We start from the raw sequence: 21,415 nt of genomic DNA, 5'->3' as shown, positions 1-21,415 counted from the left end.
CAATCGCAAAGCGTCGTGCTGTGATTTTAGCTAACGAAAGTTATGAAATAATTGAGTAATACTATTTTTTGAACCGATCATCCAATTTACTGATGCCTAATCCATTCACTTTGCGAACCCGAATTTGTACCGGGATTCGTTCTTTCATGGCATCAATATGGCTGATAACGCCAATGATTTTGCCGCTGGCGTTCAGGTTATCCAGAGCGTCCAGTGCGATATCCAGTGTTTCAGCGTCCAGAGTGCCGAAACCTTCATCCAGAAACAGGGAGTCGATGCTGGTTTTGTGACTGACCAGATCGGAGAGCGCCAGTGCCAGCGCCAGACTCACCAGAAAACTTTCTCCTCCTGACAGGGTTTGGGTATCCCGCAGGTTATCCGCCTGCCAGGTATCGACCACCTGTAGTTCAAGATCACCATGCTCTTTACGCTGTAGCAGATAACGGCCATGTAATCGGTTTAACTGCTGGTTAGCCAGATAGACTAAATGCTCCAGCGTAAGGCCCTGAGCAAATTTACGGAATTTTGTACCATCGCTGGAACCGATCAGATTATTCAGATAAGCCCAATCGTCAACTCGCTGTTGATATTGCGTAATACGCTCCACTAACGACTGTTGGCTGGAACGATTTAGTCGGTCGTTTTCCAACTGCTGGCGAATTTCTCCCTGACGAATACCGTTAGCTTTACTCTCTTGCGTTAGTTGAGCGAGCTGTAAGCTGATATCGGCAATATTGCTCTCTTCCGTCAGGGTTTCCGGGAATAAAGCCAGGTGCTGTTGTCGCTGCTTATTGGCTTCATTAAACAGGGTTTGTGCCTGATGCAGTGCATGGGTGAGCGTCTCTTTAAGCTCAGTGAGTTGCTGATGTAATTCCGGAGATAACAGGGCATCCAGAAAATCAGCCTGATGACTGAAAGGGCTCTGCTGTAATGCGGAGTTAAATTCATGTTCAGCACTATCGGTTTTTTGTCGAAGCAGCTGTTGTTGAGATAGCAGGGTGGAACATTGTCCACTCAGTGCCGTCAGTCGATCGTTAAGCTGCTGCCAGACGTTTCTGTTGTCGGCTACCGCCAGTTCAAGGGCTTGTTGCTGCTGTTGAAGCTGCAACATTGCTGGATCCGTTTGCCGATCGCCAAATAGTTGATGACGCTGTTGTCTGAGCTGTTCTAATTCATGTTGGCAGGCGGCAAGTTGAGTCTGGTGTTCTGTCGTTTGAGTATTCAGGCTTTCCAGTCGGGTTGCCTGTGTGGCAATCCGGGTATTCAGCGTGATTAACTGTTGCTCCAGCATTTTTTGGTCGTTGAGGTAGCTTTGCCACTGCCGCCATTCAGTTTTACGTGCGCTATACCAACTGTCGTACTGCTCTGGTTGCGGTAGTCTGAGTTCATATTGAGCCAGCGAAGTGTGTAGCTGTTCTGACAGCCTTTGGTGATCCTGCTGTAATAGTCGCCGGGCCTGTTCAGATTGTTGCTGTTGTTGAGTTTTATTTAATACATCCTGAGCCAGTAATGTTACGCGTTGTTGAGCTTCCTGAGTCGCGCTGTGTTGCTTATTCAGCAGATCTTTTTCGTACTGCCACTGTTGCTCCGCCTGTTCAAACAGGCTTATCTGCTGTTGTAATTGTTGCTCTTGTTGCCGCACGTTTTCCAGATAAGCTTCAAACTGTTCTGTATCAGTAAGGGATAGCCTGATATTCAGCTGTTCGCAGTGTTGGTGCCACTGTTGGTTGATATCATCCAGCTCCAGATTCAGATCATTTAACTCTTTTGTCAGTTGGTTTTGCCGATCGCTCTGTAGTGCAATCTTACTTTTCAGCTCGATTTTGGCATCGTGCAACTGCTGAAACTCACTTTTTAATTGGGTCAGGCGCTGTTGGGTATTTGATGTTTTTAATGCACTATTTTCACCCACTAATGGATGCAAGGTGGAACCGCATAACGGGCAGGGTGAACCTGATTGCAACAACGCTCTTTCCTGCTCAAAACGGTTGATTATCAGCTCTTGCGCTGCCAGTTTCTCGATATCGGCCAGATGGATTTTTTTATCAGCATACTGCTGACGTTTGATTAACAAGTCTTCATCAAGCTGTTTAATGGTCGTGATGAGTTCATTTAGCTGATTTGTGCGGGTTTGATGTTGTCTGATCACCTGCTGATAACGTTGAAACAGCAGGGAGAGCGACTGCTGTCGTTCTCTGGTCTGGACAAGATGGCGTTGCTGCTGTTTTAATTCGTTCAGATTGTGCTGTGTTCGTAGCTGCTGGAAAGCGGCATCATTTTTGTCGAAGCCCAGCTGTAATTGTTGCAGCTGTGATTGATGCTGCTTCTGTGACAAAGTCACTTCAATCAACTGTTGGTTGAGTTTATCAATCTCTTTTTGCTTAAGTTCTGCTGATTGCTGTGTATTGTGTAACTCATTATTTATACGAGTAAGTTGGTTTAGTTGCTGTTGCCACAGTGGCAGGTTTTCCCCCCAATGCTGATGGTATGAATGACGTTGAAAATATTCACTCAGTACCTGCTGGCGACTAAGTAATTGACGCTGTTGTAGCTGGTCTGCGTCATATTCCTTTTGTTGTTGTTGTAACCGTTGAGCAAGGCTGGCTCGCGCTGACTCCAACTGAGCTAGCTGGCTGGCTTTATGTTTTGCCTGTAAATCCAGCGGTATGACCCGGGTGTTAATCAGGGTACGTGTTAACTCATGCTGTTTGAGTTGTGATTCATACTGTTGCTCAGCCTGCTCACGTGCCTTCAGGGCAACGGCAATCTGTTGTTTTAGTTCGGTTTCTGTTTGAGCAATTTGGGTTATTTCCCGCACATTGTCTTGCTGCTCCTGACGTAAACGCATCAGATTAGTATGCAGAGGGCGCAGTTTTTCCGCCGGTTCGCTACGCTGTAATTTTTCCAGTTGAGGCTGTTGCAGTTGCCAATTCTGTTGCGCCTGAGTTAACTGCTGCTGGCACTGTAATTCCTGACGCTGGTACTCATCCCGTTTTTCCAGCCATTGTTTATCCGCCAGCAGGCGTTCGGTTTGTCGGGCCAGCAATGCTTCCTGTGATTGCAGTTGTTGAGTCTGTTGGTTTAACGCCAGAGTCTGTTCTTCCGACAGTAACTGTACGCTTCCCAACAAGGTGTGCAGGGTATCCAGTTGGTTTCTGGCCTCTTTATGAGATAAGAAAACTTGCTCAGAAATATGACCATAGATCTCTGTGCCGGTAAGCTCCTCCAGCAGTTCTGCGCGCTCTTTAGGTTCCGCATTAAGAAAAGCGGCAAACTCCCCCTGCGACAGCATCATGGACTTGGTGAAGCGGCTAAAGTCTAATCCGGTGATGTGCGCAGTCAGGTCGAGTTTATCCCGAATTTTATCGGTGATGATTTTGCCATCGCGAATATAGGCCAGCTCAACTTTAGGGGGTTGCAGGTTACCATCAGGGCTGCCTTTTGCCCGGCGCTGGCTCCAGAATGCGCGGTAGCCAACGCCCTGAACTTCAAACTCCACTTCAGCCAGCGATTCCGCAGTATGCTGGGTCATCAGTTCATTTTGAGTGGGCGTTACGTTCAGACGTGGCGTTTTATGGTAAAGCGCCAGACAAATAGCATCCAGTAGGGTGGTTTTACCGGCACCGGTGGCACCGGTAATAGCAAACAGCGCGTTATCGCAAAAAGGTTCCTGAGTGAAATCGATTCTCCACTCGTCTTTTAGCGAGTTAATGTTTTTAAGCCGCAGGCTAAGAATGCGCATCAGACCGCCCTCCATCAACAGGCTGCTCAGTTTGTTCGGCCATTTCCTCTACCAACTGATGAAACAGCTGGCGCACCCGCTGATGTTGTTGATGAGTGGCCTGATTATCGTCGTCATCCAATACCAGCCTGCGCTTAAAGACTTCATTAACCGTCAATTCGGACAGCGTCTCTTTTTCCTGACGCTGAATGGCCTGTTGAATGAGAGCTTTACTGCGGCGCAGCAAAATAACTTCCACTGGCAATGTCTCGGTCATTTGCTGAATTTGTCGCTGAATGTCATTCAGGTAAAGGCGTGAATCCACTTCAATATCCAGCCAGATAGTTTTCTGTTCTTGCTGATGGCGGAAGTCTTCCAGTGCAATTTTTATCGCTTCAATATCCCCTTTAATTAAGCGCATAGGTTGAAACTGCGGCACAGTAAGTAAGGTAATTTGCGGCTCTGTCTGCGGAGAGAACTCCACCAGCACCACACTTTTTTCCTGGCCGCTTTCATCAAAGCTTAAGGGGATGGGAGAACCGGAATAGCGAATATAGTCTGATTTGGCCACTTTTTGCGGCCGGTGAATATGACCTAACGCAATATAGTCGGCAGGGGGAAATGCCTGAGCGGGAAAGGCATCCAGTGTGCCGATGTAAATATCACGAACGGAGTCGGATGTGGATGCTCCAACGGTGGTTAAATGTCCGGTAACAATAATTGGCAAATGTTTGACGTACTGTTGCTGCTTTTTTTTTGCTAACAGGTATATCTGCTGATAGTGCTGGCTGATTGCCTCCAGCAAAGCCTGCTGTTTTTCTCCGCCGGACTGGCCTGCCTGACTGGATAATACATCTCTGGCACGAATAAATGGAATGGCACACACCAGGGCACCGGGTTCTCCCCGGGCATTATTCAGAACGATCAGTTGTTGTTCTGGCTGCTGCGTAACGCTGGCGATGACCTGAGTGTTGAGGTAAGTCAACAGTTCGCGGGATTCATTAAGCATCGCAACGGAGTCATGATTTCCACCCAGTACAACCAACTGACAGCCGGTTGGTTGCAACCCCACAATAAACTGATTGTACAATTCACGGGCATAGCTGGGGGGCGAGGTCGTATCAAAAACATCACCCGCCACAATAATGGCATCAACCTGATGTTCAGTGACTTTTTCAGTTAACCAGCGCAAAAATTCTGCATGTTCAGCCGCACGGCTTTTGGTAAAGAAGTATTGTCCAAGATGCCAGTCAGATGTGTGAATAATGCGCATGAATCCTCTCTGTCAAAAAATAACCATATGGTGCGCTATGGTTAGCGGGGATTATACGCAGTAGAGATGGTCAGGACTACCTTAGTGGACGTTTCATTAACAGAAAACGTTGTTAACGTAATAAAAGTGTCATATATCTGTAGCATAATGCCAAGGCACTGTAATCCGTAGTACTTTAAGTTGCAGATGGATTGATGATGTTACGGTTGTTTCTGCAACGCAAATTATTAGGGTATATAATCATTCAACTCGCATTGTGTTGAGAGAAAACAACAAAGAGCAGAGCACGTATGATAAAACGCATACTGGTGGTTGAGGATGAGGCACCTATTCGGGAAATGATTTCTCTCGTTCTTGAGCAACATGGCTATCAGGCTATCGAAGCAGCGGATTTTACCGCAGCTCAATCTTTACTTATCGAACCTTTCCCCGATCTGATCCTGCTGGACTGGATGTTACCGGGAGGGTCTGGCATTCAACTGATCAAATATTTAAAGCGCGATCCTCTGATGAAAGCGATTCCGGTAGTGATGTTAACTGCCCGCGGAGAAGAGGAGGATCGGGTTCAGGGGCTTGAGTCCGGTGCTGATGATTATGTGACCAAGCCTTTTTCCCCTAAAGAACTTTTAGCGCGTATTAAAGCAGTGATGCGCCGAACTTCCCCAATGACCGAACATGAAGCCTTGGTATTTAATGGGTTAACTTTGGATCCATCGTCTCATCGAGTCATGGTGGATGATAAACCGTTGGATATGGGACCTACGGAATACAGGCTGCTGCATTTTTTTATGAGCCATCCTGAACGTGTTTATAGCCGCGAACAGCTACTTAATCAGGTATGGGGAACCAATGTGTATGTTGAAGATCGTACCGTTGACGTATTTATTCGTCGCTTACGCAAGACCCTGGAGGGCAGTGGGTATGACAAGATGCTGCAAACCGTTCGCGGTTCAGGTTATCGTTTTTCAACTCGCTTTTAAGTTAACTGGTTAGGGACTCGCTTGTGCTAGAACGCCTGTCGTGGAAGAAAATTGTTATTGAGCTGTTGCTGTTTTGCCTTCCGGCATTGCTGTTGAGCATTTTTATTGGTCATTTGACGCTGTTATTGTTGATTTCGGTGCTTTGTGCCTTACTGTGGCATTTCTATAATCTGCTAAAGCTGTCGCACTGGTTATGGTTGGATCGCAGCATTATGCCTCCGCCAGGCAGGGGAAGTTGGGAACCGTTATTCTATGGTCTGTATCAAATGCAGCATCGTAATCGTCAGCGTCGTCGCGAGTTGGCTTCGCTGATTAAACGCTTTCGTAGCGGTGCCGAATCGTTACCGGATGCCGTGGTATTAAGTACCGAAAGTGGACATATCTTTTGGTGTAACAAACTGGCTCAACAAATGCTGGGTTTTCGCTGGCCGGAAGATAACGGCCAACATATTCTCAATCTGATTCGCTATCCACAATTTGCCGAATTTATTAAGCGTAAGCAGTTTCATGAGCCATTAACCCTACAGTTTAATAAAGGCAGCTATATTGAGTTTCGGGTGATGCCTTATGATGAAGGACATATGTTGATCTCTGCCCGTGATGTATCACAAATCAGGCAGTTGGAAGAGGTACGTCGTAAATTCTTCACCAATGTGAGCCATGAGCTGAAAACCCCGCTGACAGTTTTGCAAGGCTATATTGAAATGTTGGGGGATGATGATACCCGACCAGAGATTCGTCATAAGGCTTTGACTAGCATGAAAGGCCAGACCGAGCGTATGAGCAGTCTGGTTAATCAATTACTGATGCTATCACGTATTGAAGCCGCTCCTCGCTATGCATTAAATGAAAAAATTAATGTTCCGGTTTTGTTGGAGGGGCTTGCGCGTGAAGCCAATATTCTGAGCAACGGCGAACACCAGCTTCACTTTGATATTGATGCCAAATTGCAGGTGTTGGGCAATCAGGAGCAGCTTTACAGCGCAATGTCTAATTTGGTGTATAACGCGATCAACCATACTCCATCAGGAACTGATGTTTATGTGAGCTGGACATTAACGCCTCGTGGGCCGCAGTTTAGCGTAAAAGATAATGGCCCGGGTATTGAACAACAGCATATTGCTCATCTGACGGAGCGTTTTTATCGTGTGGATCCATCACGCTCCAGCCAGACCGGGGGTAGCGGTTTAGGGCTGGCAATCGTTAAGCATGTGTTGAATCATCATAATTCCCAGTTGAATATTGAAAGTCGATTGGGGGGCGGGAGTGAGTTCAGGTTTGTGTTGCCGGTAAGGTTGGTGGCGGAGAACTAAATTTTGTTACTTTCTATCAGTAACAATAACGAAGCAGGCCCGCTAAATAAGCGGGCCTGTTATAAGATATAACACACTGATTAGCGTTTCGTCGCTGCCTTCATTCCTTTAACAAACTCCGCCAGTTTTTCCAGCATGATTTTCGGCTGTTGGTGGCTTTGCTCGATAATCTTCACAATGGCTGAACCGGAGATGGCACCAGCGGCTCCGCTGGTTAGGGCGGCTTTTACCTGTGAAGGTTCTGAGATGCCAAAGCCCTGGATAAGCGGTGCGGCATTATACTCTTTCAGTTTGGCAACCAGATGCTCAAGAGGTAGATGTGCTTTGTTCTCTGTACCGGTGACGCCAGCACGGGAGAGCAGGTAGGTGTATCCACGGCCATGAGTCGCGATTTGACGTAACAGTTCGTCATCTGCATTAGGTGGACAAATAAAGATTGGCGCAATGTTATAACGTTGAGCCGCCAGACGGAATGGTTGTGACTCTTCCAGTGGAACATCGGCCACCAGAACGGAATCGACGCCTACTTTTGCACACTGTGCATAAAACTCATCAATACCACGGCTAAACACCTGATTGGCGTACATCAGTAAACCAATGGGAATATCAGGATGTTTTGCCCGGACTTTGCCTAATAATTCAAAACAAAGTGACGGCGTCACTCCTGAGGCGAAAGCACGCAGGGTGGCGCTTTGAATGGTTGGGCCGTCTGCCAGTGGATCGGAGAACGGAATACCCAGCTCCAGCGCATCAGCGCCTGCGGCAACTAAAGTATCAATAATTTCCAGAGAGAGCTCCGGGTTTGGATCCCCCAAAGTCACAAAAGGAACAAAAGCGCCCTGATTGTCGGCATTCAGGCGTTCAAATAGTTGTTGATAACGATCCATCAGATTTCTCCCCGCGCTTTTAAAATATCATGAACTGTAAAAATGTCTTTATCACCACGACCAGACAGATTGACCACCAGAATTTGTTCCTTTTCCGGTTCTGCAGCAATCATTTTTAAGGCGTAAGCCAGGGCATGAGAAGACTCCAGTGCAGGGATAATACCCTCATGGCGGGATAGTTGCTTAAAGGCATCCAGCGCTTCATCATCCGTAATAGAAACATATTCAGCGCGACCAATACTATTCAGGTGAGCATGTTGTGGTCCAACAGAAGGGAAATCAAGGCCGGCAGAAATAGAGTAAGACTCTTCAATCTGACCTTCGCTGGTTTGCATCATTGGTGATTTCATACCAAAGTAGATACCAACGCGACCATGTTTTAATGGTGCCCCGTGCTGGCCTGATTCTATGCCTAATCCGGCGGGTTCTACGCCAATCAAACGCACGCTGGATTCTTCAATGAAATCGGCAAACATACCAATAGCATTAGAGCCACCACCAATACAGGCAATAACTGCGTCCGGCAGGCAATTTTCACGATCTTTCATTTGTTCTTTGGTTTCTTCACCAATCATACGCTGGAACTCACGTACAATCGTTGGGAATGGATGTGGGCCTGCCGCCGTACCTAACAGATAGTGAGCGGTATCATAATTACCAGACCAGTCACGCAGCGCCTCATTACAGGCATCTTTTAGGGTGGAAGAACCGCTGTGAACAGGAATAACTTCAGCGCCCATCAGACGCATTCTGAAAACGTTAGGTGACTGACGCTCAACGTCTTTAGCCCCCATATAAATCCGGCATTTTAAACCCAGTAACGCACTGGCTAATGCGGCTGCAACCCCATGCTGACCAGCCCCGGTTTCTGCGATGATTTCGGTTTTACCCATGCGTTTTGCTAACAGCGCCTGACCTAACACCTGGTTAGTTTTATGGGCACCACCGTGCAGTAAATCTTCGCGTTTCAGATACAGCTTGGTTTTGCTTCCCGCCGTCAGATTGCGGCATAAGGTTAACGGCGTTGGACGACCCGCATAGTTTCTCAATAAATCCTGAAATTCAGCATGAAATGCCGGATCCCGTTGAGCACTGACGAAAGCCTCTTCCAGTTGCTGTAATGCGGGCATCAGGATTTGAGGTACATACATCCCGCCAAACTCGCCGAAATAGGGGTTAAGTAATGTCATGTTATATCCCTTAGTCTTCCACTTTTGTCATTATTAATAGTTGCGTAGTATGCTAAATACCGCGTTGATTTTGGTAATGTCTTTATGACCTGGCTGGCTTTCCACTCCGGAGTTAAAATCCAGCCCCTGACAGCCCAGTTCGGCCGCTGCTGCGGTATTACCCGGGTTTAATCCTCCGGCTACCATTACATTGCCCAGTTCATGCCCCTGTAATACTTGCCAGTCAAAAGTCTGTCCGGTACCACCCGCACCGTTATCCAACAGATAGCAATCAACCTGAGGGTGATTCAGTTCAGGTAACTGACCATCAACTGATTGAGCTTTCCAGATCAGGCAATTTGCCGGCAGGCGAGAGCGTAAGTTATGAATATAATCGCTATCTTCGCTGCCGTGCAGTTGAACCGCAGAGAGATTAAGCCGTTCAGCCGCCAGACAAATGGTATCGGCTTTGGCATTACTGAATACACCAACCCAGTTTAACGGGGCAGCGGCAGTGACTTTTTGAGCCTGAGCCAAATCAATATAGCGTGGTGATTTACCAACAAAAATCAGGCCGCCGTATACGGCACCGGCGCGATAAGCGGCGGCGGCATCTTCTGGTTGGGTCAATCCACATACCTTGTTGGCACCGAAAAGAACGCGGCGAATAGCCAGATCCAGATTCTCTTCGGACATCAGTGCGCTACCAATAAGGAAACCATTAGCGTATTGACTAAGTTCACGTACCTGCTGGTAGTTATGAATACCGGATTCACTGATAACAATGGTGGATTCAGGCAATTGTGGTGCCATGGTACGGGTACGATTCAGATCGATAGAGAGGTCACGTAAATCCCGATTATTAATACCAACGACCCGGGCCTGTAATGCAATGGCCCGTTGTAGCTCGCTTTCATTACTGGCTTCTGTCAGCACGCCCATGTTGAGGGCGTGAGCAACGGCGGCCAGTGCGATATATTGTTCATCATCCAGCACTGAAAGCATCAGCAGAACAGCATCCGCATGGTAGAAACGGGCCAGATAGATCTGATATTCATCAATAATAAAATCTTTACACAACACCGGTTGATGAACCTGATGGCTAACCAGCGTCAGATAATCAAAGTTGCCCTGAAAGTATTTCTCATCGGTTAATACAGAAATCACTGAGGCAAAATCACGATAACTTTCGGCAATAGCTCGTGGATCAAAATGTTGACGAATCACCCCCTTTGATGGGGATGCCTTTTTACATTCCAGAATAAATACGCTGTGATCACGGGTTAATGCCTGATAGAAGTTACGTTCGCTGGGGATTACTTTATGACGAAAGCTTTCCAGCGGCTGTTTTTGACGACGTTCTGCGACCCAAACTTGCTTATCACGAACAATGCGCGTTAATACGGTTTCTTGCATCATTTATCCTCTTGCCGCCAGTGCCTGCACTCTATCGAAGGCGATACCACTAGAAATCACATCCATTGCCTGTTGCGCATTAGTACGCAGATTTTCCTGCCCAAATAATCTCATTAGTAATGCTACATTTGCAGCTACAGCAGACGCATGGGCAATTTCACCTTTACCTTGTAACAAGAGGGACAAAATGTCACGGTTTTCTTCCGGTGTACCGCCTTCAAGGTCGGACAGTTGATACTGGTTAAGACCAAAATCCTGATTGGTTAACTGATAACATACGATTTCACCGTCACGCAGCTCGGCAACCTGAGTTGGAGCATGGATGGCGACTTCATCCATACCGCCGCCGTGAACTACCGCAGCCTGTTGGTAACCCAGAACTTTTAGCGTTTCGGCGATAGGGCGTACCAGCTCAGGGCTATAAACACCAATCAGGGCTTTTTTCGGGCGAGCCGGGTTAATTAACGGGCCTAATACGTTAAACAGAGTACGGGTTTTTAACTGCTGACGAACCGGCATGGCGTGGCGAAAGCCGGAATGATATTGAGGTGCAAACAGAAAACAGACGCCCACTTCATCTAACGCCTGACGGGAAATATCAGCGGGTAAGTCAAGCTTAATACCCATAGCTGCCAGCAGGTCAGACGATCCTGAACGGCTGGAGACGCTGCGGTTACCATGCTTGGCAATTTTAATACCGCAAGCGGCGGCAACAAATGCACTGGCGGTCGAAATATTGATGCTGTTAGTGCCATCACCACCGGTACCTACGATATCGGCAAAATCGTAATCCGGACGTGGGAAGGGCATGGCATCAGCTAAGAACGCGTTTGCCGCACCGGCGATTTCATCAGGCGTCTCCCCGCGAATTTTCATGCTGATAAGTACCGCAGCCAGTTGTGAAGGCTCTAATTCTCCATGTGCAATGCCGCTAAAAAGCGTTTGGCTTTCCTGCTGAGTTAATGATTCGGCACGAAATAATTTATTTAGAATTGATTGCATCATGTCTTGTGTTTGCATTTTCGTGTTCGCCGTTTTTATGAGATTTTGTTGCTTTGCCAGGATGCTTATCGGTTGGTGAAAAGCGTCCATAAAAAAACCCGCATTTTGCGGGCTTTGGCTATTTGCTTTATCAGATGACAAATTGGTGCAAGTAAACCGCCCGCTAAGGGAGGAGTCGCCACCAACGATTTACTAAAATATTTAATGTCATCATGATATTACCTTTATGTCGTTATGTTTGTTATTATTGTATCTATGTACTAGTAAACTAGTTTTGTGTGTCACTGTCAATATCTTTAGTATAGAAAAATAGAAATATTTTTGTTTTTTTAGCCGCTTAATTTTTTTGACAAGCAATAAAATTAAATTCATCTATTTATCATTAAGTTAATCACTATCAGGACAAGGCCCATTCCAGTGTCTGGTTTAACAGACGCGCTCCCTGAGTGGTTAAAATAGATTCAGGATGGAACTGGAAGCCACATACACGGTGGCGATCGTGGCGGACGGCCATCACCATTTGATTAAAATGAGCATTCACCGTGAGTTCTGAAGGAATCTCAGTACCCACCAGAGAGTGATAACGGGCAACGGGCAGTGGGGATGGTAATCCCTCAAACATGGCCATTCCATCATGGGTTACTGGTGATGATTTACCATGCAGAATCTCACCGGCCTGACCAACAACACCGCCATAGGCCTCAACGATAGCCTGATGTCCCAGACAGATACCAATAATCGGCAGCTTGCCAAGCAGTGCAGAAAGTAATTCCGGCATACAGCCCGCTTCTGATGGTTTACCCGGTCCCGGTGATAGCATCAGTACCGGATTATCCATCCGTTCAATTTGTTGAATAATCATACTGGCAGGCAGTTGATTGCGATAAATGGTGACCTGATGACCGTTGGCACGCAGTTGGTCCACCAGGTTATAGGTAAAGGAGTCAATGTTGTCGAGCAATAGGATATCTGCCATTAGAAAATCTCCTTAACCTGATGGGCACTGGCAATAGCTCGCAGAACGGCTCTGGCTTTATTGCGGGTTTCATCTGCTTCTGATTGTGGATTGGAGTCCAACACAACACCGGCTCCTGCCTGAATAGTTGCAATACCGTCCTCAACATAGGCGGAACGAATAACAATACAAGTATCCAGATCGCCATGGGCGGTTAAATAACCAACGGCGCCACCATAGCTGCCGCGACGAACCCCTTCATATTGAGCAATCAGTTGCATTGCGCGCACTTTAGGTGCGCCGCTTAAGGTTCCCATATTCATACAGGCTTGATAGGCGTGCAGGGCATCGAGATCCTTTCTTAGTTTGCCCACTACTCGCGAAACCAAATGCATTACAAAAGAATAGCGGTCGACCTGAGTTAAATCGGCGACGTAACGGCTACCGGCTTCACATATACGAGCCAGGTCGTTACGCGCTAAATCGACCAACATAATATGTTCAGCCAGTTCTTTATGATCGGTACGCATATCCAGTTCTATTCGACTATCCAGATCTTTATCCAGCGAACCGTCAGCCCTGCGTCCACGCGGGCGTGTACCGGCAATGGGATAGATTTCAATTTGACGGCTATCGGCGTCATATTTCAGCGCACTCTCCGGGGAAGCACCAAACAGAGAGAACTCTTCATCCTGCATAAAGAACATATAAGGGCTGGGGTTGCTCTCTTTCAGGGTTTGGTAAGCGGCCAGTGGAGAAGGGCAAGGTAAAGTGAAACGACGTGAAGGTACTACCTGAAAAATATCACCGCAGCGAATAGATTGTTGTAACTCGCGGACAATGTTGCCGTACTCTTCATCACTGCGATCGCAATTCAATTGCATACTACCAAGAGCCGGTGCCGTTACCGGAGATGCAGGGGCTCGTAACTGCTGCTGAATTTCAATCAGCCGTAATTTTAGTCGTTGTTGTTCAGCATAGTCCGGCGTAAACAGGCTGGCCTGAAGGCGGGAAACACCATTCTGATGATCGAGAATCAGTAAGGTTTCAGCCAGATAAAAACAGAAATCAGGACAACGACGATCGCTTTCCAGCGCAGGAAGATTTTCAAAACCGGCTACCAGATCGTAAGCAAACAGGCCGCCTAAGAACATGGCTTCTCGCTGGTCCTGAGGAACATTAACCAGATTCAGTAACTGGCGTAATGAGTCAAAAACCGAGATGGACTTTAACCGGGCATCTTCGTCCTGTACTGCATCAATAACAGGATAGATCAGTTCGCGCTGTCCGGAACCGATACGGTTCTCCACCTCTTTTGGTAACTGCTGATCCAATAGGGTTAACAGCGCATTACCATTTTCTGTCAATGCCCGAAACGTAACCCGGCGGCCTTCAGCCGTAATCCGCAGTGCGCTATCAATCACCAACAGGCTTTTTAGATTTTGCTTACTGTCAACTTCAGCAGATTCAAGCAGCAAGGTTGACGGGCGATGATTACAGAACTGGGTAAAAATAGCCGTAGGATCGTCACGGTATGGCGTCTCTGCGGTTAATAATTGCATTGTTGGTTTCTGTGTTTGCATGTTGTACGCCAGTATTAGTTAGTTTCTGTTGGTTATCTTTTGATGCTCAGGCAATAAAAAAGCCCGCAGTTTGCGGGCTCCTGGCTATTTGCTCTATCAGATAACAATATGGTGCAAGTAGGCCGCCCGCTAAGGGAAGTCTCGCCACCAGCCTGTCAGTACAATAGGATATGTCATCATGATAGTTGCCTGTATAAATTCGTTGGTCTTGCGTACTAGTAAACTGGATTTAATAAAAGCTGTCAACTGCTTTACAGAGAAAAATGAAAATTATTCTGAATGATTTAAAAGAGGTTGGTTATCGGAGGATAATTTAATGTGTTTTATTAAGGCAAGTTATAAGCATCAATAAGACAAAAAATCTGATAATATCAGCCTCTCGTCTGGTCTGAACCAGTCCGTTCACTTTCTGCTAAAGAGTTTCCTGTGAGTACAACATTATCCTTTTCTGAATTGCCGCTGGATAAAGCGCTAATTGATAACCTGCATGAGCAGGGTTATGCCCAAATGACTTCAATTCAAGCCGCAGCATTGCCTGTTATTCTGCAAGGAAAGGATGTAGTAGCACAGGCAAAAACCGGTAGCGGAAAGACTGCTGCGTTTGGTATCGGGCTGCTGTCCGCCATTCAGGTTGATGCTTATCGCACTCAGGCACTAATACTTTGCCCCACCAGAGAACTGGCGGATCAGGTAAGTAAAGAGCTTCGACGTCTGGCGCGCGCTATTGCTAATATCAAAGTGCTGACGTTGTGCGGTGGTCAACCAATGGGAGCACAGGTCGATTCGTTAGCGCACCCGGCCCATATTATTGTGGGTACTCCGGGACGAATTCAGGACCATTTACGCAAAGGAAATCTGACCCTGAACGACCTGAATATTCTGGTGCTGGATGAAGCTGACAGAATGCTGGATATGGGCTTTTCTGACGAAGTGAATGATATTATCAGCCATACGCCATCTCAGCGTCAGACCTTGTTGTTTTCTGCAACCTATCCTACCGATATTGAAAAGATGAGTGAACGGGTTCAGCGTTCCCCTCAGCGAATTATTATTGAATCGGCAGATGACCGGATTCATATTGAACAGCAGTTTATTGAAGTTACTGCACAACAGCGAATTAGCCTGTTGCAGAAAATTCTCTCGGGCAGCCAGCCTGAATCCTGTGTGGTTTTTACCAACACTAAACGAGACTGTCAGGAGATAGCTGAAACGCTAAGTGCTTCCGGTAGTAGCGTGCTGGCGTTGCATGGTGATTTAGAACAGCGTGATAGGGAACGAGTACTGGTTCAATTTGCCAATCAAAGTTGTCGGGTACTGGTGGCAACGGATGTGGCAGCCAGAGGGCTGGATATTAAGGATCTTCCATTAGTGGTTAACTTTGAGTTACCTTTTGATCCTGAAGTCTATGTTCACCGCATTGGCCGAACAGGTAGAGCCGGTGCTCAGGGAATGGCCATTAGTTTTTGTACGCTTAATGAGTTACAGCGCGCCCATGCTATTGAAGACTATCTCTCGGAACAGTTAGAGTGGAAACAGGCGGAGCGTTTTAATCATAGCGATATTCAACCGGTAGTGTCGAATATGCTGACGTTAAGCATTGATGGCGGGCGTAAAGCCAAAGTTCGCCCTGGAGATATTCTTGGTGCATTGACCGGTGATGCGGGCTTAACTGCTGCTGATGTTGGTAAGATTGCTATCTTTGATACCCAGGCTTATGTGGCTATTCGCCGCCAACGTGCCAGATTTGCCCTTGAACAATTGCGTAATGGAAAAATTAAAGGCAAAAATTGTCGGGTGTGGTTAATCAAATAATTTTATTGTTATGACATGAAAAGGCTAAGGATCTTAAATGAGCGAAATAACTATTGTTGCAACACTGACTATTAAAGCGGATTTTCAGGCTCCTTTAATGGATGCACTAAAAAAACTGGTCGATAGCAGCAGAGCTGAAGAGGGATGTCTGCAATATGATTTGCATCAGGACAATCAAAATCCACTGGTTTATGTGTTTATAGAACGTTGGGCATCGCAAGAAATACTGGATATTCATAGTAAATCGCCTCATTTTGTATCTTTTGGTCAATTCGCTAAAGGCAAAATCGAATCACTGACGATTAATTTGATGTCAAAAGTTTATTAATTTCTTCGTAGTAACAAAAAACCCGCATTATGGATTGACCTCATTATGCGGGTTTTTTGTTTTTGCTATATCACCATTGATTAATCATCAATTGGAGCCGGTCGTGCCGCAGGCGCACTGGCATAGTTAGTGGCAGCATGACCACCGGCAGAAGGCTTGGTAGCAGCCTCTGCTTTAGCGACTACTGGCGCTTCTTCAGGTTTAGCCTGTGGAACCGCAGGCGCTTTTTCTGCTTCAGCGGTTTCTAATTCTGGCATCACAGGTTTAAAGGCTGGAGAGCTGGCAACGCTGGTCGCTTTCTTTTCTACCGATTCAGTATTGATGGTTTCAACCACTGGTGCTTCAACTTCAACGACCGTCTGAATCACTTCTGCCACCATCACTTCAGGTTCAGCCCGGAATGTCGGAGAAGCTGCCGGTGCAGATGAACTGCCACCAGAAATCGCTTCAGGTACCGGTACTGATTTACTCTTCCGTGTTTTTGGTGTTTCAATCGGTGCTATCTCAAGAGGCGCAGGCGTTGCAACATGCCATACGGTTTCTACTGATGGAGTAACAACCAGTTCGGTTTCAGGAACAGATTGATCGTCGCTTTCAGCAATATAGTTTACCGCAATCACTGGCTCACCGGCAGGTTCAACAACAGGTGCTGACGCAACGATTTGAGATTCTACTACTGTCTCAACCATGGCTACCGGCGCTTCAACAGCCGCAGTAACGACTTCTGTTGGCTGGTTATTAGCGGCTTCCAGTGCTTCAACTGGCTCAAACACTTTGGTTTGTTCTGCGGCCAGCGCTGCATAATTAATGCAAACTTTACCAGAAGCCATTTCCGGTGAAGCGACCGCCAGCGTTAATGGCATTGGAGAGACTGCTGGATATTTCTCGTCGCGATAACGACGACGACGTTGACCGCTCACGCGCAGATGGCGAGGGGAGCGGCGGGAACGACGCGGCATACCATTACTGTCGGTTGCGTTGTTATAACCGTTTTTCTCTCCATCGGTTTCATCAGCCGTTGGCGCCACAAAGTTTTCACTGATAGCGACTGGCAGAGGCAGTAACTTAATTTCTTCTACCGGAGCAACAGCTGTTTTGACCACAGCAACGGGGGCAACGTTCTCAGCCGTTTGATCGTTTTGCACCGCAACACGAACCTTTTGATTCATTTGGCGACGCTGGCGACGCTGGGCAGGTGCCTGAGCCGGTTTTTCTTCCTCTGCGGAAACTTCAGCTTCTACAATGGATTCAACTTGCTCTGCCTGTACAGCTTGCTGCTGCTGTTGACGCTTGTCTTCGTTACGACGACGTTGGCGTTCAGCACGAGTTTCACGACGATTTTCATCACGGGCAGGGGTAGTCGCCGCTGCTTCCTGAGTTGTATCTTGTGATACTGCGTTTGCCTGACGATTATTACGACGTGATTCCTGATTGTTATCGCGGTTTTGACGATCGCTATTACGTTCATTTCGCTCACTACGGTCGCTGTTACGATCGTTATTACGATCATTGTTGCGGTCGTTATTGCGATCTTTACGATTGTTGTTACGGCGATTATTGCGACGATCCTGTTGGTTGCCGGATGATTTTTCAGCCGGTGTTTTTTCAACCGGAGCGGCAACGGTTTCTGCCGGTGCTAACAGATTTTTTAATCCGCTAACAAAACGGGAGAACAGACCTGGTCCGGCAGGTTGGCTGGCTACAGGTGCAGCAGCAACCGGTGCTTTTTTCTCTTCAACCGGTGCGGACTCTGTTGGCATAGAGAAACTGGTTAATGCTGGTTGTTCCGGCATTTTACGTTCGTGAACTGTCTCTTCTTCAGATTCAGTTTCGGTTTCATGCAACTGCGGCAGCATGTAACTCAACACATTACTCTCTTCGCCCGGTTTTTTACGGATAACTTCGTAATGTGGTGTTTCCATACGATCGTTTGGAACAACCACTACGCGAACTTTGCCACCGGAACGGCGTTCAATCGCATTAACTGATTCACGTTTTTCGTTTAACAGATAAGAGGCAATTTGCACCGGAACAATAGCATCAACTTCTTTGGTGTTGTCTTTCAGCGCTTCTTCTTCAATCAGGCGCAGAATGGACAGAGACAATGACTCGTTATCACGCACGGTACCGGTACCGTTACAGCGCGGACAGACGTGATGGCTGGACTCACCCAGAGAAGGGCTCAGGCGCTGACGGGACATTTCCAGCAGGCCAAAACGGGAGATACGGCCAATCTGAATACGGGCGCGGTCCTGACGAACGGCATCGCGTAAACGGTTTTCGACTTCGCGCTGATGGCGAATTGGGGTCATATCGATAAAGTCGATAACAATTAAACCACCCAGGTCGCGCAGACGTAACTGACGGGCAATTTCATCTGCGGCTTCCAGATTGGTATTAAAGGCGGTTTCTTCAATATCGCCACCGCGGGTAGAACGGGCGGAGTTGATATCGATAGCGGTTAACGCTTCAGTAGTATCAATAACAATTGAACCACCGGACGGAAGGCGTACTTCACGCTGGAATGCAGATTCAATCTGCGATTCAATTTGATAATGGCTAAACAGCGGGATTTCACCCGTGTAAGGCTTAATCTTGCTGCTGAAATCCGGGCGACCTAACGCGGCAATATGTTCTTTAGCCAGATCGAGGATTTTGATGTTGTCGATCAAAATCTCACCGATATCCGGACGTAAATAGTCACGGAAGGCGCGAACAATAACGTTACTCTCCTGATGAATCAGGAATGGAGCAGGGCGACTTTCTGCCGCTTTTTTAATCGCTTCCCAGTGTTTTAGGCGGAAAGAGAGGTCCCACTGTAAGGCTTCGGCTGATTTACCTACACCGGCAGTACGGACAATTAAGCCCATGCCGTTAGGGATCTCTAATGAATCCAGCGCTTCTTTTAACTCCTGACGGTCATCCCCCTCAATGCGGCGAGAAATACCACCGGCGCGTGGGTTATTGGGCATCAGAACTAAATAACTACCGGCCAGGCTGATAAACGTTGTCAGCGCTGCGCCTTTATTGCCACGTTCTTCTTTATCGACCTGAACAATCACTTCCTGACCGACGTGTAGTACATCCTTAATGTTAGGACGACCCTGAGAAGCAGAATTAGATGAAAAATACTCGCGGGAAATTTCTTTGAAAGGGAGGAAACCGTGTCTTTCTGCACCGTAGTCGACAAATGCCGCTTCAAGACTTTGTTCAACGCGGGTGATCTTACCTTTATAGATGTTTGCTTTCTTTTGCTCGTGTCCTGGACTTTCAATATCCAGATCGTATAGACGTTGCCCGTCAACTAAGGCTACACGCAACTCTTCCTGTTGAGTTGCGTTAATCAACATTCTTTTCATTAAACAGTACTCATTTTTTACATTGTCAATTGAGTCTACGCATAGAGGAACTGATGGACAGCGTTAACCGACGGCCCCGAGTCTTATCGCAAAATCGTCAACCTCACGGTTGTCGCCTGCACAGGGGCGCATTATCTCGGTAAGCCTGTATTTCTTTGTGAAATACAGCGCTTTTTATCGGGGAAAACCGTTCCTGAAATCTGTGGAAATCGGGTCCCTTTATACTATCCAGGCCACTACCCGTAGCTCGCTAATTGCCTGATACTCAATGCGTCTTACGCCATTGCTGCACTACTTGAGCTATCTGCAAATTTCATTTTTTCCCTGTTATTTCACTTTAAAGTGAGTCAGGGTAGAAAATCAGCCACATTATCAACTGCCAACCGCATTATGGCAAGGTGACTTTTACTCAGATACGTAATAATGTAAAAAATGTGTTAAAGTTAACGCCGACAGAGGCTTACATGCCTGAATACCACAGCATATTGGCAACACGTATCTTATTTATTTTTCAGCTCAAATAGCACTATTGATAAGTGTAGTCATTAAAACAGAGTAATAAGGCATATTTAGCAAAAAATGATCGTGCTAGAATCAGCGTTATGAAAACAAATCAACCAACTGTACAAACTGTCACCATTACTGCTGATACGGCAGGGCAACGCATTGATAACTTTTTGCGCACTATGCTGAAAGGCGTGCCGAAAAGCATGATTTATCGAGTGTTGCGTAAAGGTGAAGTTCGCGTAAATAAAAAGCGTATTAAACCGGAATATAAGCTGGAAGACGGCGATATCATCCGAATTCCTCCGGTTAGAGTGGCCGAGCGGGAAGAATCCGTCGTTTCAGCCAAATTGGATAAAGTTGCCGTACTGGAACACTGTATTCTGTATGAAGACGACCATATTCTGGTGATGAATAAGCCTTCAGGAACAGCGGTTCACGGTGGAAGCGGCCTGAGCTTTGGTGTCATTGAAGGTTTAAGAGCACTTCGGCCAGAGGCTAAATTTCTTGAACTGGTACACCGCTTAGATCGTGAAACTTCCGGTATTTTGATGGTAGCCAAAAAACGTTCGGCTTTACGTTCGCTGCATGAGCAGTTACGTTTGAAAACCATGCAAAAAGATTACCTGGCGCTGGTTCGCGGCCAGTGGCAATCCCATTGCAAAGTGGTGCAGGCACCTTTGCTAAAGAACGTATTGCAGAGTGGTGAACGAATAGTGCGGGTTGATGGAGAAGGAAAACCGTCAGAAACGCGCTTTAAAGTAGAAGAGCGATTTGAATTTTCTACGTTGGTTAAGGCCAGTCCGGTAACTGGAAGAACTCACCAGATTCGCGTTCATACTCTGCATGCGGGCCATCCTATTGCTTTTGACGATCGCTATGGCGATCAGGAATTTGATCGGCAGCTTGAACATACCGGTTTAAATCGTCTGTTTTTGCATGCAGCCAGCCTGCGGTTTGAACATCCGTCAACCGGGGAAACCATGCGGGTTGAAGCGCCGATGGACAAAACGTTGCATCGCTGTTTAATCGTATTACGGGCTCAAAAATCTTAAGTTTCCTGGTTATTTGCACTTTTGTCTGAACCGCAAAAGTGCAAATAACCAGGTTGTA

General features: G+C 46.9%; 12 protein-coding genes, 2 pseudogenes and 2 other annotated features. Of the genes and pseudogenes, 5 read left to right on the top strand and 9 right to left on the bottom strand.

The features are described from left to right. Window positions 1-61: 61 nt before the first annotated feature. Complete coding sequence (locus LPW36_RS09650) at window positions 62-3,742, bottom strand: SbcC/MukB-like Walker B domain-containing protein (protein ID WP_230609463.1); 3,681 nt, start codon at window positions 3,740-3,742, stop codon at window positions 62-64. Further along, window positions 3,729-4,994 carry an exonuclease subunit SbcD gene (sbcD, locus tag LPW36_RS09645; protein ID WP_230609462.1) on the bottom strand — a complete coding sequence of 422 codons (1,266 nt, stop codon included), beginning with the start codon at window positions 4,992-4,994 and terminating at the stop codon, window positions 3,729-3,731. Before sbcD ends, LPW36_RS09650 begins: the two co-directional genes overlap by 14 nt. 290 nt (window positions 4,995-5,284) lie before the next feature. Here sbcD and phoB point away from each other — a divergent pair, with 290 nt between their 5' ends. Further along, the gene (gene phoB, locus LPW36_RS09640) at window positions 5,285-5,974 is read left to right on the top strand and encodes a phosphate regulon transcriptional regulator PhoB (protein WP_230609461.1); all 690 of its coding nucleotides are present in this window, start codon (window positions 5,285-5,287) and stop codon (window positions 5,972-5,974) included. Window positions 5,975-5,997: 23 nt separating this feature from the next. Beyond that, window positions 5,998-7,287: a phosphate regulon sensor histidine kinase PhoR gene (gene phoR / locus LPW36_RS09635; protein ID WP_230609460.1), complete on the top strand. Its 1,290-nt coding sequence runs from the start codon at window positions 5,998-6,000 to the stop codon at window positions 7,285-7,287. Window positions 7,288-7,367: 80 nt separating this feature from the next. On the opposite strand, the gene trpA is transcribed toward phoR, so the two are convergent. From trpA to LPW36_RS09605, 6 genes and pseudogenes are all read right to left on the bottom strand, one after another. Continuing rightward, a complete protein-coding gene (gene trpA, locus LPW36_RS09630) occupies window positions 7,368-8,174 on the bottom strand; it encodes a tryptophan synthase subunit alpha (RefSeq protein WP_230609459.1) in 807 nt (268 codons plus the stop codon). Continuing rightward, complete coding sequence (trpB, locus tag LPW36_RS09625) at window positions 8,174-9,364, bottom strand: tryptophan synthase subunit beta (protein ID WP_230609458.1); 1,191 nt, start codon at window positions 9,362-9,364, stop codon at window positions 8,174-8,176. Before trpB ends, trpA begins: the two co-directional genes overlap by 1 nt. A gap of 33 nt (window positions 9,365-9,397) precedes the next feature. Further along, window positions 9,398-10,759 (bottom strand): bifunctional indole-3-glycerol-phosphate synthase TrpC/phosphoribosylanthranilate isomerase TrpF, encoded by a 1,362-nt coding sequence (gene trpCF / locus LPW36_RS09620; RefSeq protein ID WP_230609482.1) that lies wholly within the window; start codon window positions 10,757-10,759, stop codon window positions 9,398-9,400. A 3-nt stretch (window positions 10,760-10,762) separates the two neighbouring features. Beyond that, window positions 10,763-11,758 (bottom strand): annotated as a pseudogene (gene trpD / locus LPW36_RS09615) (anthranilate phosphoribosyltransferase); the annotation flags it as partial. Window positions 11,759-11,849: 91 nt separating this feature from the next. Beyond that, window positions 11,850-11,951 (bottom strand) — a sequence feature (Trp leader region). A 216-nt stretch (window positions 11,952-12,167) separates the two neighbouring features. Further along, a pseudogene (locus LPW36_RS09610) lies at window positions 12,168-12,737 on the bottom strand (glutamine amidotransferase-related protein); the annotation flags it as partial. Beyond that, window positions 12,737-14,299 (bottom strand): anthranilate synthase component 1, encoded by a 1,563-nt coding sequence (locus LPW36_RS09605; protein ID WP_230609457.1) that lies wholly within the window; start codon window positions 14,297-14,299, stop codon window positions 12,737-12,739. The gene LPW36_RS09605 and the pseudogene LPW36_RS09610, both read right to left, overlap by 1 nt. Window positions 14,300-14,352: 53 nt before the next feature. Continuing rightward, window positions 14,353-14,455: a sequence feature (Trp leader region), on the bottom strand. Window positions 14,456-14,725: 270 nt separating this feature from the next. Between LPW36_RS09605 and dbpA the strand changes: the two genes are divergently transcribed. Together dbpA and LPW36_RS09595 are read left to right on the top strand one after the other, a co-directional pair. Then, window positions 14,726-16,111 carry an ATP-dependent RNA helicase DbpA gene (gene dbpA, locus LPW36_RS09600; RefSeq protein WP_230609456.1) on the top strand — a complete coding sequence of 462 codons (1,386 nt, stop codon included), beginning with the start codon at window positions 14,726-14,728 and terminating at the stop codon, window positions 16,109-16,111. A 37-nt stretch (window positions 16,112-16,148) separates the two neighbouring features. Then, window positions 16,149-16,439: a putative quinol monooxygenase gene (locus LPW36_RS09595; RefSeq protein ID WP_230609455.1), complete on the top strand. Its 291-nt coding sequence runs from the start codon at window positions 16,149-16,151 to the stop codon at window positions 16,437-16,439. Between the two features lie 80 nt (window positions 16,440-16,519). On the opposite strand, the gene rne is transcribed toward LPW36_RS09595, so the two are convergent. Beyond that, on the bottom strand, window positions 16,520-19,798 hold the full coding sequence (rne, locus tag LPW36_RS09590) for a ribonuclease E (RefSeq protein ID WP_230609454.1): 3,279 nt from the start codon (window positions 19,796-19,798) through the stop codon (window positions 16,520-16,522). 602 nt (window positions 19,799-20,400) lie between these two features. Here rne and rluC point away from each other — a divergent pair. Further along, the gene (gene rluC, locus LPW36_RS09585; protein WP_230609453.1) at window positions 20,401-21,357 is read left to right on the top strand and encodes a 23S rRNA pseudouridine(955/2504/2580) synthase RluC; all 957 of its coding nucleotides are present in this window, start codon (window positions 20,401-20,403) and stop codon (window positions 21,355-21,357) included. Window positions 21,358-21,415: the final 58 nt, after the last annotated feature.

The organism is Limnobaculum eriocheiris, from assembly GCF_021010575.1.
Classification (GTDB): Bacteria; Pseudomonadota; Gammaproteobacteria; order Enterobacterales; family Enterobacteriaceae; genus Limnobaculum; species Limnobaculum eriocheiris.
Note: the sequence above shows the minus strand (reverse complement) of the source record. Positions and strands in the feature narration are given on the sequence as shown.